Origin of the sequence: Lonsdalea britannica, from assembly GCF_002111595.1 — a bacterium.
GTDB lineage: Bacteria > Pseudomonadota > Gammaproteobacteria > Enterobacterales > Enterobacteriaceae > Lonsdalea > Lonsdalea britannica.
Window position 1 is genome coordinate 99,887 of sequence record NZ_LUTN01000002.1, and the last position, 16,273, is coordinate 116,159.

Genomic DNA, 16,273 nt, shown 5'->3' on the forward strand with positions numbered 1-16,273 from the left:
CTATGCCAGCCTGTGCCAAAATGTCAGATTAGGAGTGAGGCGGGGCATTGTGGATGCGCCGTCATCAATTGCGTGGAACCCGTGGAATGCAGGATCGTAACTTTAACGATATCGCTGAAAAATTTGCCCGGAATATCTACGGCACCACCAAAGGGAAATTGCGTCAGGCCGTGCTGTGGCAGGATCTGGAAACCTTGCTGGCCCGCCTTCCGCAACGTCCGCTGGTCATTGTGGATGCCGGCGGCGGCGAAGGCCATATGGCCTGCCGTCTGGCCGCTTTAGGACACCAGGTATTGTTGTGCGATGTGTCCGATGAGATGATTCGGCGGGCGCAGGCTGCCGCCGAGGCGCAAGGCCTCACGGATCGTCTGCGCATTGTTCACTGCGCAGCACAGGATATCGCCTCGTATATGGATCGGCCCGCCGATCTGGTATTGTTTCACGCGGTATTGGAGTGGGTGGCTGACCCTCAACCGGTCTTAAGCACGCTGACGGACTGTCTGGCGCCGGGTGGAGCGCTATCGCTGATGTTTTATAATCATCATGCTTTTTTGATGCGCAATATGGTGCTGGGCAACTTCGGCTATGTCGAAGTCGGCATGCCGAAACGCAAACGGCGTTCGCTGTCTCCCGACCATCCGCTGGATCCGGATGAGGTCTACGGTTGGCTCTCCGCATTAGGTCTGACGATCAGCGGCAAAACCGGGATACGGGTATTTCACGATTATTTGCGGGACAAGCAAAAACAGATTGACGAGTTTGACACTCTGCTGGCGCTCGAGCAGCGCTATTGCCGGCAGGAGCCTTTTGTCAGCCTGGGGCGCTACATCCACGTTATGGCGCATAAGCCCCTTTTGAAGGATGCATTATGAGTGATTTTTCCCAGACCGTACCCGAACTGGTCGCCTGGGCTAGAAAAAACGATTTTTCGATTTCGCTGCCGACGGAAAGGCTGGCGTTTTTGCTGTCGATCGCCACGCTCAATGGCGAGCGCATGGACGGCGAGATGAGTGAAGGCGAACTGGTGGACGCGTTCCGTCACGTCAGCCAGGGATTCGAACAAACACACGAAACCATTGCCCAACGCGCCAACAACGCCATCAACGATTTGGTGCGACAGCGTCTGATCAACCGCTTCACCAGCGAGCTGGCCGACGGCAATGCCATCTATCGACTGACGCCGCTCGGCATCGGTATCACGGATTACTATATTCGTCAGCGTGAGTTCTCCGCGCTGCGTCTCTCCATGCAGCTTTCCATCGTCGCTCAGGAATTGGGCCGCGCCGCCGAAGCGGCGGAAGAGGGCGGAGATGAATTTCACTGGCACCGCAATGTCTTTGCGCCGCTGAAATATTCGGTGGCGGAAATCTTCGACAGCATCGATCTGACCCAGCGCATCATGGACGAACAGCAGCAGGGGGTGAAAGAGAATATCGCCGGGCTATTGACGCAGGACTGGCGCGCGGCCATCAGCAACTGTGAACAGCTGCTGACCGAAACCTCCGACACGCTGCGCGAGCTACAGGATACGCTGGAAGCCGCAGGCGACAAGCTGCAGGCTAACCTGTTGCGCATTCAGGACGCGACGCTTGGCAACGATACGCTGGGATTTGTGGATAACCTGGTGTTCGATTTGCAAGGCAAGCTGGATCGCATCATCAGCTGGGGACAGCAGACGATCGACCTGTGGATCGGCTATGACCGTCACGTCCATAAATTTATTCGTACCGCCATCGATATGGATAAAAACCGCGTCTTCTCCCAACGGTTGCGCCAGTCGGTGCAGACCTATTTCGACCAGCCGTGGGCGCTGACCTTCGCCAATGCCGACAGGCTGTTGGATATGCGTGACGAAGAGCTGGCGCTGCGCAGCGACGAAGTCACCGGGGAACTGCCTCCGGAGCTGGAATATGAAGAGTTCAGCGAGATGCGCGAGCAGGTGGCCGCGCTAGTGGAGCAAGCGCTAGAAAAATATAAAGAGCAGCAGATTCCGCTGTGTTTGAGTGAGGTGATGCGTGAGTATCTGGCGCAGTATCCTCGCTCCCGGCAATTTGACGTTGCCCGAATCGTGGTCGACCAGGCCGTACGTCTGGGCGTAGCCGAAGCCGATTTTACCGGATTGCCCGCGCAATGGCAGGCAATCAATGATTACGGAGCCAAGGTACAGGCCCATGTCATCGACAAATATTGAACCTATTATTACGGCCAAACTGATGGCCGCGCTGTCCAATCCGCAGTTTCCTGCGATGGACAGCCAACTGCGCGCTGGACGCCACATCGGCGTCGAAGAACTGGAAAATCACGCCCTGCTGATGGATTTTCAGGAGGAGCTGGAGTTCTTTTACAGCCGCTATAACGTAGAACTGATCCGCGCGCCGGAGGGCTTTTTCTACCTGCGTCCGCGTTCAACGACGCTGATCCCGCGTTCCGTGCTGTCGGAGCTGGATATGATGGTGGGGAAAATCCTCTGCTATCTCTATCTCAGTCCTGAGCGTCTCGCGCACGAGGGCATCTTCAGTCAGCAGGATTTGTATGACGAGCTGATGAGCCTGGCGGATGAAAACAAATTGTTGAAGCTGGTCAATCAGCGTTCCACCGGATCGGATCTGGACCGTCAGAAACTGCAGGAAAAAGTCCGCACTTCGCTGAACCGCCTGCGCCGACTGGGCATGATCTACTTCATGGGCAGCGATAACAGCAAATTCCGCATCACCGAAGCGGTATTCCGCTTCGGCGCCGACGTGCGCAGCGGCGACGATCCGCGTGAAGCGCAGCTGCGTATGATCCGCGACGGCGAAGCCATGCCGGTGGAAAGCAGCCTGTCGCTGGAAGACAGCGACGACGGAGAGTCAAGCGGCGATAACCCGAGTGTTGAGGATGAACAGGAATGATTGAACGCGGTAAATTTCGCTCACTGACGCTGGTTAACTGGAACGGCTTCTTCGCCCGTACTTTCGACCTGGATGAACTGGTGACTACGCTGTCGGGCGGTAACGGGGCCGGGAAGTCCACCACGATGGCGGCCTTCGTCACCGCGCTGATCCCCGACCTGACCCTGCTGCACTTCCGCAACACCACCGAGGCCGGGGCGACGTCCGGTTCTCGCGATAAAGGGCTGCACGGCAAGCTGCGCGCCGGGGTGTGTTACTCGATTCTCGACGTGGTGAACTCTCGCCACCAGCGCGTACTGGTGGGCGTGCGCCTCCAGCAGGTCGCCGGTCGCGATCGCAAAGTGGATATCAAACCCTTCACCATTCAGGGACTGCCGACGTCTGTTGGCCCGACCGAGATTTTGACCCAGACCGTCGGCGAACGTCAGGCGCGCGTTCTGCCGTTACCGGAGCTGAAAGAGCGTCTGGAAGAGATCGACGGCGTGCAGTTCAAGCAGTTCAACTCCATTACCGACTATCACTCGCTGATGTTCGATTTGGGGATCGTGCCGCGTCGGCTGCGCTCTGCGTCTGACCGCAGCAAGTTCTATCGCCTGATCGAAGCGTCGTTGTACGGCGGGATCTCCAGCGCCATCACCCGCTCCCTGCGCGACTATTTGCTGCCGGAAAACAGCGGCGTGCGCAAGGCGTTTCAGGATATGGAAGCCGCGCTGCGCGAAAACCGTATGACGCTTGAAGCGATCCGCGTCACGCAGTCTGACCGCGATCTGTTCAAGCATCTGATCTCGGAAGCCACCTCCTATGTGGCGGCGGACTACATGCGGCACGCCAATGAGCGACGCATTCATCTGGACAACGCGTTAACGCTGCGTCGGGATTTGTTCGGCAGCCGAAAACAGCTGGCGACCGAGCAGTTCCGCCATGTGGAAATGTCGCGCGAGCTGCATGAGCAGAGCGGCGCGGAAAGCGATCTCGAAACGGACTATCAGTCGGCCAGCGACCATCTGAGTCTGGTGCAGACCGCGATGCGTCAGCAGGAAAAAATCGAGCGCTACAGCGGCGATCTGGAAGAGCTGAGCGACAAACTCGAAGAACAGAACGAAATCGTGGCGGAAGCGCACGATCAGCAAGAAGAGAATCAGGAGCGCGCCGACGCGGCGGAGCTGGAAGTCGACGAGCTGAAAAGCCAGCTGGCGGACTACCAGCAGGCGCTGGATGCGCAGCAAACGCGCGCGATTCAGTATCAGCAGGCGCGTCAGGCGCTGGAGCGCGCCCGGACGCTGTGTCAGCAGCCGGATCTCACGCCGGAAAACGCCGATGACTGGTTGGACACGTTCCACGCCCGCGAGCAGGAAGCCACCGAACTGCTGCTGATGCTGGAGCAAAAACTGAGCGTGGCGGATGCGGCGCACAGTCAATACGAGCAGGCTTATCAACTGGTGACCCGGATTGCAGGCGCGGTCAGCCGCAGCGAAGCCTGGCAGGTCGCCAAAGACGCTTTGCGCGACAGCTCTTCCCAGCGCTATCAGGCCGAACGCGTACAGCCGTTGAGAATGCGTTTGTCCGAGCTGGAGCAGCGCCTGCGCGAGCAGCAGGACGCCGAACGTCTGCTGCAAGATTTTGCCAAGCGCAACGGTCAGGAGTATCAGCCGGAAGAGCTCGAGGGCGTGCAGCAGGAAGTCGACGCGCAGATCGAAGAGTTAGCCGGACTGGTGGCGGAAGCGGGCGAACGCCGTATGGCGCTGCGTCAGGAGCTGGATCAAATTCAGCAGCGCATCCAGCAGCTGACGGCTCGCGCGCCGGTATGGCTGGCGGCGCAGGAAACGCTATCCCAGCTTAGTGAACAGAGCGGGGAAAACTTCGAGGACAGTCGTCAGGTCACGGAATGCATGCAGCAGCTGCTGGAGCGCGAGCGCGAAACCACCGTCGGGCGCGATGAAGTGGCGGCCCGCAAGCGCGAAGTCGAAGCGCAGATCGAACGGCTCAGCCAGCCTGGCGGGTCGGAAGATCAGCGCCTGAACGCGCTGGCGGAGCGTTTTGGCGGCGTACTGTTGTCGGAGATCTACGACGATGTCACGCTGGACGACGCGCCGTACTTCTCCGCGCTGTATGGACCGTCGCGTCACGCTATCGTGGTGGCGGACCTGTCTTTGGTGCGTGAACAGCTCTCCGGTCTGGAAGACTGCCCGGAAGATCTCTATCTGATCGAGGGCGATCCGCAGTCCTTCGATGACAGCGTGTTCGAAGTGGAAGAGCTGGAGAAAGCGGTCGTCGTGAAAATTGCCGACCGTCAGTGGCGTTACTCACGCTTCCCTTCAGTGCCGTTGTTTGGCCGCGCCGCGCGCGAACAGCGTCTGGAAAGCCTGCGCAGCGAACGCGATGCGCTGTCCGAGCAGTACGCGACGCTGTCGTTCGACGTCCAGAAAACCCAGCGCCTGCATCAGGCATTCAGCCGCTTTATCGGCGCGCATCTGGCCGTGGCATTTGATGACGATCCGGAAGAGGACATCCGCCAGCTGAGCGGCCGTCGTGGCGAGCTGGAACGCGCCATCAGCAATTTCGATAATGAAAATCAGCAGCAGCGCCAGCAGTATGAGCAGGCGAAAGAGAATACGGCGCTGCTTAACCGTCTGATCCCACGCATTAGCCTGTTGTGCGACGACACGCTGGCCGATCGCGTGGATGAAATCCGCGAAGAGCTTGACGAGGCGGAAGACGCCGCACGTTTCATCCAGCAGCACGGCGCCACGCTGGCGCAGCTGGAACCGCTGGTCAGCGTGTTGCAGAACGACCCGCAGCAGCATGAACAATTGCAGGCGGACTACACGCAGGCGCAGAGCGCGCAGCGTCTCGCCAAACAGCAGGCCTTCGCGCTGACCGAAGTCGTGCAGCGCCGGGCGCACTTCAGCTATACCGATTCCGCGAGCATGCTCAACGCCGACGCCGATCTCAACGAGAAGCTGCGCCAGCGTCTTGAACAGGCGGAAACCGAGCGGACCCGCGCTCGCGATCAGCTGCGCCAGCATCAGGCCCAACTGACGCAGTACAGCCAGCTTCAGGCGTCGCTGAAAAGCGCCTATGACGCCAAGCGCGACATGCTGAAAGAGTTGACGCAGGAACTGACGGATATCGGCGTCCGTGCGGACGCCGAGTCGGAAGCTCGCGCCCGTCAGCGTCGTGACGAGCTGCATGCCGCGTTGAGCAACAACCGCGCACGTCGCAACCAGCTCGAGAAACAACTGACCTTTTGCGAAGCCGAAATGGATGCCTTGCAGAAGAAACTGCGCAAGCTGGAGCGCGACTACCATGTGATGCGTGAACAGGTCGTGACCGCCAAGTCCGGCTGGTGCTCCGTCATGCGTCTGGTGCGCGACAACGGCATGGAGCGTCGACTGCATCGCCGCGAACTGGCTTATATGAGCGGTGACGAGCTGCGTTCTATGTCGGATAAGGCGCTGGGTGCGCTGCGCCAGGCCGTGGCGGACAACGAGCATCTGCGCGATGTGTTGCGTCTCTCCGAAGATCCCAAACGTCCGGAACGCAAAATCCAGTTCTACATCGCGGTATACCAGCATCTGCGCGAGCGTATCCGTCAGGACATCATTCGCACCGATGACCCAGTGGAAGCGATCGAACAGATGGAGATCGAGCTGAACCGTCTGACGGAAGAGCTGACCTCGCGTGAGAAGACGCTGGCGATCAGTTCTCGCAGCGTGGCTAACATCATCCGCAAAACCATTCAGCGCGAGCAGAACCGCATCCGCATGCTGAACCAGGGGTTGCAGGCGGTGGCGTTCGGCCAGGTCAACAGCGTGCGCTTGAACGTCAACGTGCGTGAAACGCATACCACGCTGCTAAACGTGTTGTCCGAACAGCAAGAGATGCATCAGGATCTGTTCAGCAGCAACCGTCTGACCTTCTCGGAAGCCTTGGCGAAACTCTATCAGCGCCTGAATCCGGAAATCGATATGGGTCAGCGCGCGCCGCAGACCATCGGCGAGGAGCTGCTGGACTACCGCAACTATCTGGAGATGGAAGTGGAGGTCAACCGCGGCACCGACGGCTGGCTGCGTGCGGAGAGCGGGGCGCTGTCGACCGGGGAAGCCATCGGTACCGGGATGTCCATTCTGGTGATGGTAGTGCAGAGCTGGGAAGAAGAGTCCAAACGGCTGCGCGGCAAGGATATCTCGCCTTGTCGTCTGCTGTTCCTCGACGAAGCGGCGCGTCTGGATGCCAAATCCATCGCGACGCTGTTCGAGCTGTGCGAACGGTTGGAAATGCAGCTGATTATCGCGGCGCCGGAGAACATCAGTCCGGAGAAAGGCACCACCTACAAGCTGGTTCGTAAGGTGTACCAGAACCACGAGCATGTGCATGTGGTTGGCCTGCGTGGCTTCGCCAGCGAAACCGAAGAGAGCGTGGCGACGCCAACGTCGTAGCGTTCAGCGTACGTTAGAGGCGATCTCCGCTGCTGCGGGGGTCGCCTTTTGTTTTTCACCGGGTTATGTGATCCCATTCAGTGCGAAGTGCTGCTAGCGCCAACGCAGCCTTGACCTCCCTCTGATTTCCCCCAATCTATGGTTGATGTCCTTCCACATTCCAGTGCGGTGGCCAATATGCCGATCTGGCTCCATTCGTGACGCTGTCACTTATTTCCATCAGAACGTATAAAACCCGCGTCGGTGCGGCTTGAGGTCACAGCAGACGCTTGCTTCGCCCGATTCCAACCCTTGAACGGTGAAGACGATTTGTGCCGCATTTTGCCCCTTATTTGTCCGTTATATGCCACGATTCAAAGAATCCCTGTGCGAATCAGGATAAGGTACTCCTACAGAAAACTGGCGGCCTCCGGGTATGTACGCATTTAATTTGGTGTTACTGCTGTTGCAGCAAATGTGTGTGTTTTTAGTCATCGCCTGGTTGATGAGTAAAACGCGTCTGTTTATTCCCCTGATTCAAATCACCGTGCGGTTGCCGCACAAGCTGCTCTGTTACGTCACCTTCTCGATGTTCTGCATTATGGGAACCTATCTGGGCCTGCATATTGACGACTCGATCGCCAACACGCGCGCGATTGGCGCCGTCATGGGCGGCTTGCTGGGCGGTCCGGTGGTCGGCGGGCTGGTTGGCCTGACCGGTGGTCTCCATCGGTACGCCATGGGCGGGATGACCGCATTCAGCTGCATGGTTTCCACCATTACCGAAGGTCTGCTAGGCGGGCTGGTGCACAGCGTGTTGATCCGGCGCGGGCGCAGCGACAGCCTGTTCAGCCCCTTCACGGCGGGGGCGATCACGCTGGTCGCCGAGCTGACGCAGATGGCGATCATCCTGCTGCTTGCCCGCCCGTTTCAAGAGGCGTCGCAGCTGGTGCAAAACATCGCGGCGCCCATGATGGTGACCAACACCGTCGGCGCGGCGATGTTCATGCGTATTCTCTTGGATAAGCGCGCGATGTTTGAAAAATACACCTCGGCGTTTTCCGCCACGGCGCTGCGGGTGGCGGCCTCGACCGAGGGAATATTGCGGCAGGGCTTCAACGAAGAGAACAGCACCAAGGTCGCGCAGGTGCTGTTTCAGGAACTCGACATCGGCGCGGTGGCGATCACTGACCGTGAGAAACTGCTGGCCTTCACCGGCATCGGCGATGATCACCATCTGCCCGGCAAGCCCATTTCCTCTGATTACACCTGGCGCGCGCTGGAAACCGGCGAGGTTGTGTACGCGGACGGTAACGAAACGCCGTATCGCTGCTCGCTGCATCCGCAGTGTAAGCTCGGCTCTACGCTCGTCATTCCGTTACGCGGCGAGAACCAGTGCGTCATTGGCACGATTAAACTCTATGAAGCCCGACATCGCCTGTTCAGCTCGATCAATCGGACGTTGGGCGAGGGGATCGCGCAGTTACTGTCGGCGCAAATTCTGGCGGGTAAGTATGAAGATCAGAAAGTGTTGCTGGCCCAGTCGGAGATCAAACTGCTGCATGCGCAGGTGAATCCGCATTTTCTGTTTAACGCGCTCAATACCTTGATGGCGGTGATCCGTCACGACAGCGACAAAGCCGGGCAGCTGGTGCAATACCTGTCGACCTTCTTTCGCAAGAATTTGAAGCGTTCGACGGAGATCGTCACGCTGGCCGACGAACTGGATCATGTTAACGCCTACCTGCAAATCGAAAAGGCGCGCTTTCAGTCGCGGCTCAACGTCCAGTTGAAAGTGCCGGATGAACTGTCGATGCAGAAGTTGCCCGCCTTTACGCTGCAACCGATTGTGGAGAACGCCATCAAACACGGAACCTCCCAGCTGCTGGGCGTCGGCGAAATCACGATACGGGCCAGCCGGGAGGACGAACATCTGATTTTGGCGATAGAAGATAACGCCGGTCTGTATCAACCCAGCCAGAAGGGAACCGGTCTGGGCATGAGCTTAGTGGATAAGCGTCTGCGAGCGCGTTTCGGCGATGGCTACGGCCTGACGGTCACCTGTGAGCCGGACGCGTTTACCCGCATCATCCTGCGGCTGCCTTGGGAGGAGCGTTTATGTTGAGAGTGTTGATTGTCGACGATGAACCGCTGGCGAGGGAAAACCTGCGGGTGTTACTGCAACAGGAGCGCGATATCGAGATTGTCGGCGAGTGCGCCAACGCGGTGGAAGCCATCGGCGCCGTGCATGCGCTGCGTCCCGACGTCATGTTTCTCGACATTCAAATGCCGCGTATCAGCGGACTGGAGATGGTGGGCATGCTGGAGCATCAGCATCGGCCCTACACGGTATTTCTGACCGCTTTCGACGAGTACGCGGTCAAGGCATTCGAAGAACACGCGTTTGATTACCTGCTTAAGCCCATCGAGTCCGCGCGATTGCAGAAAACCCTGACGCGTTTGCGGCAGGAACGACAGGAGCAGGATATTTCCGTGCTTTCCGACCAACAGCCGCCGCTAAAATTTATTCCCTGCAACGGTCGCGGCCGTATCTATCTGCTGCAGATGGAGGACGTCGCCTATGTCAGCAGCCGCATGAGCGGCGTTTATGTCACCAGTCACGGCGGTCGTGAAGGGTTTACCGACCTGACGCTGAGGACGCTGGAAAACCGCACGCCGCTCCTGCGCTGCCACCGGCAATATCTGGTCAATATGGCCCACCTGAGCGAGATCCGTTTGGAAGACAACGGGCAGGCGGAGCTGCTGCTGCGCAACGGTCAAACCGTGCCGGTCAGCCGTCGCTATCTCAAAAACCTCAAGGAAACGCTCGGTCTCTGAGCGGTGAAAGCGCATCCCGCGAGGCGTCATTGGGGGCGCAGGTTCTCAAAGGCCTGACGGATGTTCTGTTCCGGCAGCTGTACGCCGATGAAAATCAGCGTGCTGCGCGGCGTTTCCTCGGGCTGCCATTCGCGATCCCAGTCGGCGTTGTACAGGCGCTGCACGCCCTGAAACAGCAGACAGCGAGGCTGATCCTGAATCCACAGCATCCCTTTGTAGCGCAGCAGGTTATCGGTAAAACCAGCCAGTAGGCCTTCCATGACTTTAGATACAGCGTCCAGCGAAACCGGATAGTCGAGCGTGACGACGATGGAGGCGATGTCATCCGGCTTGTTGGGAGCAAAACGATAGACCGGCCTGGCGGCGACCACGCGTTCGTCCAGCAGAAAACCGCGGGTGTTGAACAGATGCGACAGATCAATCTGACCCTGTGTAACCGGGTGAATTGGCGCGCGGGCGTTGATCCGGCCCAGGCGTTCCGTCAGCGCCGAGTGGTCGCCCATGAGGTCGGTTTTGGTCAACAGCAGACGGTCGGCGTAGCCTATCTGCGATTGCGCTAACGGGAAACGGTCGAGCTGGTCGTCGGCATGCACGGCGTCCACCAACGTGATTACACCGTCCAGCAAATAGCGTTCACAGAGTCTGTCATGGGAGAAAAAGGCCTGAATGATCGGGCCGGGATCGGCCATGCCTGTGCACTCGATCATCAGTCTGTCGAAGGCGATATCGCCCTTGTCCCGACTGTCGAGCAGATCGAGCAGCGCATCTTCAAGTTCGCTGGAGCGGGTGCAGCAAATACAGCCGTTGCTGAGCGTTTTGATCTGCGTGGCGCGGTCGCCGATCAGCTGGTCGTCGAAAGCGACATCGCCAAACTCGTTTTCAATGACGGCGATGTTCAAACCGTGGGGGGCGTTGAGGATATGGCGCAACAGCGTGGTTTTGCCCGCGCCGAGGAAGCCGGTTAATACCGTGACGGGAATGGGGGTCATCATGATTCTCCTTTGGGTCAGCAGCAGCGCATGCCGCCTTTACCGTCGCCGCCGTAACGCGCCTGCTGACGCTCACGGAAAAATTCTTCGTAGGTCATGATCGGGCTGTCCGGATGGTTGGTCTGCATATGCGTGACATAGGTTTCATAGTCAGGGATCCCGATCAGCATGCGAGCGGCCTGCCCGAGATACTTCGACGCCTTGCCTAATTGATCAAACATCGTGTTTTCCTAAGCGTTCAGCCCCGCCGAAGCGGAGCTGAGCATCATTAATGTCCGGAAGACGTTTTTACGCCGCCTTCAGGAATGGGGACGTACGGCGTTTCCTTATCCGTCCGCTGATCGGTTTTTCTGGCGTTCAGCCAGGTGCGGATACCGTAGAAAATAATACTGTAGACCACGACCAGGAAGAGAATGCTCAGACCGGCGTTGGTGTAGTTGTTGATCACGATGTGATTCATGTTGGCGACCTCCTGTGCGGTCAGTTCGCCGCCGGCCAGAATGCGCGCCTTATACTCCCGCGCCATGAACAGGAAACCTTCCATCTGCGGGTTGGTGCTGAACAGTTTCATGCCCAGCGCCCAGGTGGTGCATATCAGCAGCCAGGTGGCAGGCACCAGCGGCACCCAGAGATACTGCGTGCGTTTCATTTTCACCAGCACGACGGCGGCCAGCACCAGCGCGACCGCGGCCAGCATCTGGTTGGAAATACCGAACAGCGGCCACAGGCTCTTCACTCCGCCCAGCGGATCAACCACGCCCTGATAGAGCAGGTAGCCCCACAGACCCACGCAGCCTGCCGTACCGACGATACCGGCGGGCAGCGAGTTGGTTTTTTTCAGGAACGGGATAAAGTTGCCCAGCAGGTCTTGCAGCATGAAGCGGCCGGAACGGGTACCCGCATCCAGCGCGGTCAGGATAAACAGCGCCTCAAACAGAATGCCGAAGTGATACCAGAAGCCCATATCCGCGGCGGGAATGATCTGATGGAACACCAGCGCGATGCCCACCGCCAGGGTTGGCGCGCCGCCTGCGCGATTCAGCACGGACGGTTCACCAATGTCTTTGGCGGTCTGCAGGATCTGTTCCGGTGAAATCACGAAGCCCCAACTGCTGACGGTCGCCGCCGCCTGCGTGGTCACTTCTTTCAACTGAGACAAGACCAGCGGCGCGTTTTCCGTCCCCAGTTGGTGCAGGTTCGGCATGACGATGCCAAGACCCGACGGCGGGGTGTTCATCGCGAAGTAAAGGCCCGGCTCAATGATGGACGCGGCCACCAGCGCCATGATGGCGACGAAGGACTCCATCAGCATGGCGCCGTAGCCGATGAACCGCGCATCCGTTTCGCAGGCCAGTAGCTTCGGCGTGGTGCCGGAGGCAATCAGGGCATGGAAGCCGGAGACCGCGCCGCAGGCGATAGTGATGAACAAGAAGGGGAACAACGCGCCTTTCCACAGCGGGCCGGTGCCGTCCACGTATTGGGTGATGGCGGGCATTTTCAGGTCCGGGTTCAGGATCACGATACCGACCGCCAGACCGACGATGACCCCAATCTTCAGGAACGTCGCCAGATAGTCGCGCGGCGCCAGAATCAGCCACACCGGCAGCAGCGCGGACACAAACGCATAGCCAATCAGCGTGAAGGTGATGGTGGTGTCTTTGAAGGTCAGCGCCGGTCCCCAGAACGGATCGTGCGCAATGATGCCGCCGAACCAGATGGAGGCGACCAGCAGTACGATACCGATGACGGAAACCTCGCCCACTCGGCCCGGACGCAGGAAGCGCATGTAGATACCCATGAACAACGCGATCGGCACCGTCGAGCATACGGTGAACACCCCCCACGGACTTTCCGCCAGCGCTTTCACCACGATCAGCGCCAGCACCGCCAGAATGATAATCATGATCAGGAAACAGCCGAACAGGGCGATGGTGCCCGGTACGCGTCCCATCTCTTCCTTTATCATCTCACCCAGCGACGCGCCGTTACGGCGAGAGGAGATAAACAGCACCATAAAATCTTGTACGGCGCCGGCTAGCACGACGCCAGCCAGCAGCCATAGGGTACCGGGAAGGTAGCCCATCTGCGCCGCCAGAACCGGTCCCACTAACGGTCCGGCGCCCGCGATAGCCGCGAAGTGATGTCCGAACAGCACGTAGCGGTTGGTCGGCACGTAGTTGAGACCGTCATTGTTGATGACGGCGGGCGTCGCGCGCGACGGGTCCAATTTCATGACTTTCTGGGCGATGTATAGGCTGTAATAGCGATACGCCACCAGATAGACGGAGACAGACGCGACGACAATCCACAGCGCGCTGACGTTTTCGCCCCGACGCAGGGCGACGACTGCAAGGCAAAACGCGCCGATGATACCGATGACGACCCAGGGAATATGTTTGAGGAACGTATTATTTTTCATACAAAACCTGCTTGTCAGACGAACCAGTAAAACAGCGAAACGGGCTGCTTTAATAAGGCTGTATGGGTTTTAGGAGTTAGAGAGAAAGCCAGTGTTGATGCTGACGGCTATCGTGGCGAACTTTGCGGCCGGTCGGTGGGATAATTGCGTGAGCGGTGGGATAGCACCCCTAAGCGGTCATGGGCGCGCGCCAGTGGTCTTTATGAGGTTATTGCTGGCTTGAATGTGTGAGGGCGATCCCATAAAAAGGGATAAAAATGATGAGGCAGGTCGCGGGAGGAGTCACAGATCCTGCGACAAAATATCAAAAGTGTTACCAATATCAATTTATCGGCTATCCGGCCCAGTCGAAAGCCGTCGTCAATTCGGTCAGTGCCTCGCGCACCCGCAGTATCGGCCGGTCGCGCAGGGCCGGTTGGCGGCATCCTAACTCAATGGCGTAGTTCGGCATCGTCAACGGACAAGGGACATAGCGCAGTGTCGGCACCCTCTCGGCAATGGCTTTGGCCGCGTGCGCCGGAATGGTCGTGACCAGATCGCTGTCTTTCAGCAGCCAGGGGATGGCGGCGAAGTGCGTGGTCGATGCGCCGACGGTACGGGCGAGTCCCAGCTCGGTCAGCTTTTCATCCATGAGTCCGATATAGCCGCCGTGCGAGACCAGCAGGTGCGGGCGGCGAATAAACTCGTCAAGCGTGAGCGTGGGTGAAGGCGCATCCGATGTTGAGTCGATCAGACAAGCGTAGCCCCCGGTCGCCAGATGACTTTTGGACAGTGAAGAGTAGGTAAACCCTCCGGCCGTCAGCGCCAAATCCAGTTCATGCCGCAGCAGCATATCGGCGGCGATCTGGCTGTGAGTTTGCCGAAACACGACGCGCAGACCGGGCGACTGCAAATTTAACTTCTGCAACAGCGGTTGTCCCAGCGCCAGCTCAAAATCATCCGACAGACCCAGGATGACCGTTCGGCCCGCATACGATGCTGTTTCGTCGTTTAACAGCAGCAGCGTTTCCCGGCATTTATTCAAGGCGTCGCTGACCAACGGCTGGAGTTCTCTGGCTCTGGGCGTAGGCGACAACCCGCGTCCGTTGCGGATAAACAGGGGATCGTGATACAGCGTTTTGAGCCGTTTCAATGCGGCGCTCACGGCGGACTGAGTCAACCCGAGCCTGACGCCCGCACGGCTGGCGCTGCCTTCTTCATACAACGCCTCGAAGGTTTTCAGTAAATTCAGATCCAGTGAGCCGATATTAATTTCATTCATAGTATTCAGCAACGAAGTGGCCTTTTATTCATTCTAGCGCAGTGCCACTCTGAAGCCCATGCCGCCTCACGAGCGAGGCGGCCATTAACCATTGATGACAGGGGAACAAAGTATGGCGAAATCCGTTGTGGCGGCATTGCAGCTGGGATCTTCACCCGCAGGAAAAGCGGCGACCTTGCAGGAGATATTGGCGTATGAAGATGAGATAGCGCGCAGCGGCTGTGCGCTGGTTGTGATGCCGGAGGCGCTGTTAGGGGGATATCCCAAAGGGAGATTTTCGGCACCTATCTGGGCTACCGTCTTCCGGAGGGACGCGAGGCCTACGCGCGCTACTACCACAACGCGATCGATCTTAACGGCGAAGAGTGCGAAGCGCTGGCGGGATTCTCCGCCCGCACCGGCGCGTCGCTGGTGGTGGGCGCCATCGAGCGCGACGGCAATACCCTTTATTGCAGCGCGCTGTTCTTCACGCCCGACGGGGGACTGGTCGGGAAGCATCGTAAACTGATGCCGACCGGCACTGAACGGCTGATTTGGGGGCAGGGGGACGGTTCGACGCTGAGCGTTGTCAACACACAGGCCGGGAAGATCGGTGCGGCGATTTGCTGGGAAAACCATATGCCCGCGCTGCGCATGGCCATGTACGGCAAAGGCGTGGAGATCTGGTGCGCGCCGACCGTGGATGAACGCGAGAACTGGCAGGCTTCCATGCGGCACATCGCTCATGAAGGGCGCTGTTTCGTGATCACCGCCTGTCAAATTCAGGCCTCGCCCGCCGAGTTGGGGATCAGCGTCACGGCCTGGGACGATCACCGCCCGCTGATCAACGGCGGCAGCCTGATTGTCGACCCGATGGGCACCGTGCTGGCTGGCCCGTTCACGGGAAAAGCGGGGCTGCTGACAGCGGAAATTGATACCGATGATCTGGTCAAAGCCCGCTACGATATGGACGTTACCGGTCACTACGCCCGCCCGGATGTTTTCTCATTGACGGTCGATGAAACGCCCCGCGCCGCGGTGCGATATAAGAATACGGTGGGGGATGGGGCGAACGAATCGAAGAAATAATGCGGTGTGGGAGGTTTTTCGTTAAAGGAAAAGCTTGAATATAAATTCAGGCTTTTTATCTCGGTTCAGCGGTGAGGGAGGGATTCACTGCGGCGCTGCGCGCCTTGCCCTGCGGGTGGCCTGACGGCCATGCAAAACGGCGTTGCCGTTTTGTCGAACCTGGCGAGGGTTCTCACCCTCCCTATAGGGGATTTCTGCATACAAAAAAGCCTGAACTTTCGCTCAGGCTTTCTCTGTAAATATGGCGGTGAGGGAGGGATTCACTGCGGCGCTGCGCGCCTTGCCCTGCGGGTGGCCTGGCGGCCATGCAAAACGGCGTTGCCGTTTTGTCGAACCCTGACGAGGGTTCTCACCCTCCCTCCAGGGGATTTCTGCATACAAAAAAGCCT

11 protein-coding genes, 2 other RNA genes and 1 pseudogene are annotated in these 16,273 nt (G+C 58.7%); 8 read left to right on the plus strand and 6 right to left on the minus strand.

What is annotated here, in order from left to right:
* Window positions 1–86: 86 nt before the first annotated feature.
* The 6 genes from cmoM (at window position 87) to btsR (ending at window position 10,147) form a co-directional block, all read left to right on the plus strand.
* Window positions 87–872, plus strand: coding sequence for a tRNA uridine 5-oxyacetic acid(34) methyltransferase CmoM (cmoM, locus tag AU509_RS01875; RefSeq protein ID WP_094117519.1), 786 nt, complete (start codon window positions 87–89; stop codon window positions 870–872).
* A complete protein-coding gene (gene mukF, locus AU509_RS01880) occupies window positions 869–2,191 on the plus strand; it encodes a chromosome partition protein MukF (RefSeq protein ID WP_085651668.1) in 1,323 nt (440 codons plus the stop codon). The genes cmoM and mukF overlap by 4 nt, the downstream gene beginning before the upstream one ends.
* Window positions 2,172–2,891 (plus strand): chromosome partition protein MukE, encoded by a 720-nt coding sequence (mukE, locus tag AU509_RS01885; RefSeq protein ID WP_085651669.1) that lies wholly within the window; start codon window positions 2,172–2,174, stop codon window positions 2,889–2,891. Before mukF ends, mukE begins: the two co-directional genes overlap by 20 nt.
* The gene (gene mukB / locus AU509_RS01890; protein WP_094117520.1) at window positions 2,888–7,330 is read left to right on the plus strand and encodes a chromosome partition protein MukB; all 4,443 of its coding nucleotides are present in this window, start codon (window positions 2,888–2,890) and stop codon (window positions 7,328–7,330) included. Before mukE ends, mukB begins: the two co-directional genes overlap by 4 nt.
* A 415-nt stretch (window positions 7,331–7,745) precedes the next feature.
* Complete coding sequence (locus tag AU509_RS01895; protein ID WP_094117521.1) at window positions 7,746–9,434, plus strand: sensor histidine kinase; 1,689 nt, start codon at window positions 7,746–7,748, stop codon at window positions 9,432–9,434.
* The gene (gene btsR / locus AU509_RS01900; protein ID WP_094117522.1) at window positions 9,428–10,147 is read left to right on the plus strand and encodes a two-component system response regulator BtsR; all 720 of its coding nucleotides are present in this window, start codon (window positions 9,428–9,430) and stop codon (window positions 10,145–10,147) included. The genes AU509_RS01895 and btsR overlap by 7 nt, the downstream gene beginning before the upstream one ends.
* A gap of 26 nt (window positions 10,148–10,173) precedes the next feature.
* Here btsR and yjiA read toward each other — a convergent pair whose 3' ends face one another.
* The 4 genes from yjiA to AU509_RS01920 form a co-directional block, all read right to left on the minus strand.
* The gene (gene yjiA / locus AU509_RS01905) at window positions 10,174–11,136 is read right to left on the minus strand and encodes a GTPase (RefSeq protein ID WP_094117523.1); all 963 of its coding nucleotides are present in this window, start codon (window positions 11,134–11,136) and stop codon (window positions 10,174–10,176) included.
* 17 nt (window positions 11,137–11,153) lie between these two features.
* On the minus strand, window positions 11,154–11,357 hold the full coding sequence (locus AU509_RS01910; protein ID WP_085651674.1) for a YbdD/YjiX family protein: 204 nt from the start codon (window positions 11,355–11,357) through the stop codon (window positions 11,154–11,156).
* Window positions 11,358–11,404: 47 nt separating this feature from the next.
* The gene (locus AU509_RS01915) at window positions 11,405–13,555 is read right to left on the minus strand and encodes a carbon starvation CstA family protein (protein WP_094117524.1); all 2,151 of its coding nucleotides are present in this window, start codon (window positions 13,553–13,555) and stop codon (window positions 11,405–11,407) included.
* A 334-nt stretch (window positions 13,556–13,889) separates the two neighbouring features.
* Entirely contained in the window at window positions 13,890–14,816 is a 927-nt protein-coding gene (locus AU509_RS01920; protein WP_085651676.1) for a LysR family transcriptional regulator, read from the minus strand.
* A 112-nt stretch (window positions 14,817–14,928) separates the two neighbouring features.
* Between AU509_RS01920 and AU509_RS18410 the strand changes: the two are divergent.
* Window positions 14,929–15,060 (plus strand): annotated as a pseudogene (locus AU509_RS18410) (carbon-nitrogen hydrolase family protein); the annotation flags it as partial.
* A gap of 131 nt (window positions 15,061–15,191) precedes the next feature.
* Window positions 15,192–15,884 (plus strand): carbon-nitrogen hydrolase family protein, encoded by a 693-nt coding sequence (locus AU509_RS01925; RefSeq protein WP_254901504.1) that lies wholly within the window; start codon window positions 15,192–15,194, stop codon window positions 15,882–15,884.
* 66 nt (window positions 15,885–15,950) lie between these two features.
* Here AU509_RS01925 and AU509_RS01930 read toward each other — a convergent pair.
* Together AU509_RS01930 and AU509_RS01935 are read right to left on the minus strand one after the other, a co-directional pair.
* A non-coding RNA gene (locus AU509_RS01930) (RtT sRNA) lies at window positions 15,951–16,080 on the minus strand.
* Window positions 16,081–16,126: 46 nt separating this feature from the next.
* Window positions 16,127–16,257, minus strand: a non-coding RNA gene (locus AU509_RS01935) — RtT sRNA.
* Window positions 16,258–16,273: the final 16 nt, after the last annotated feature.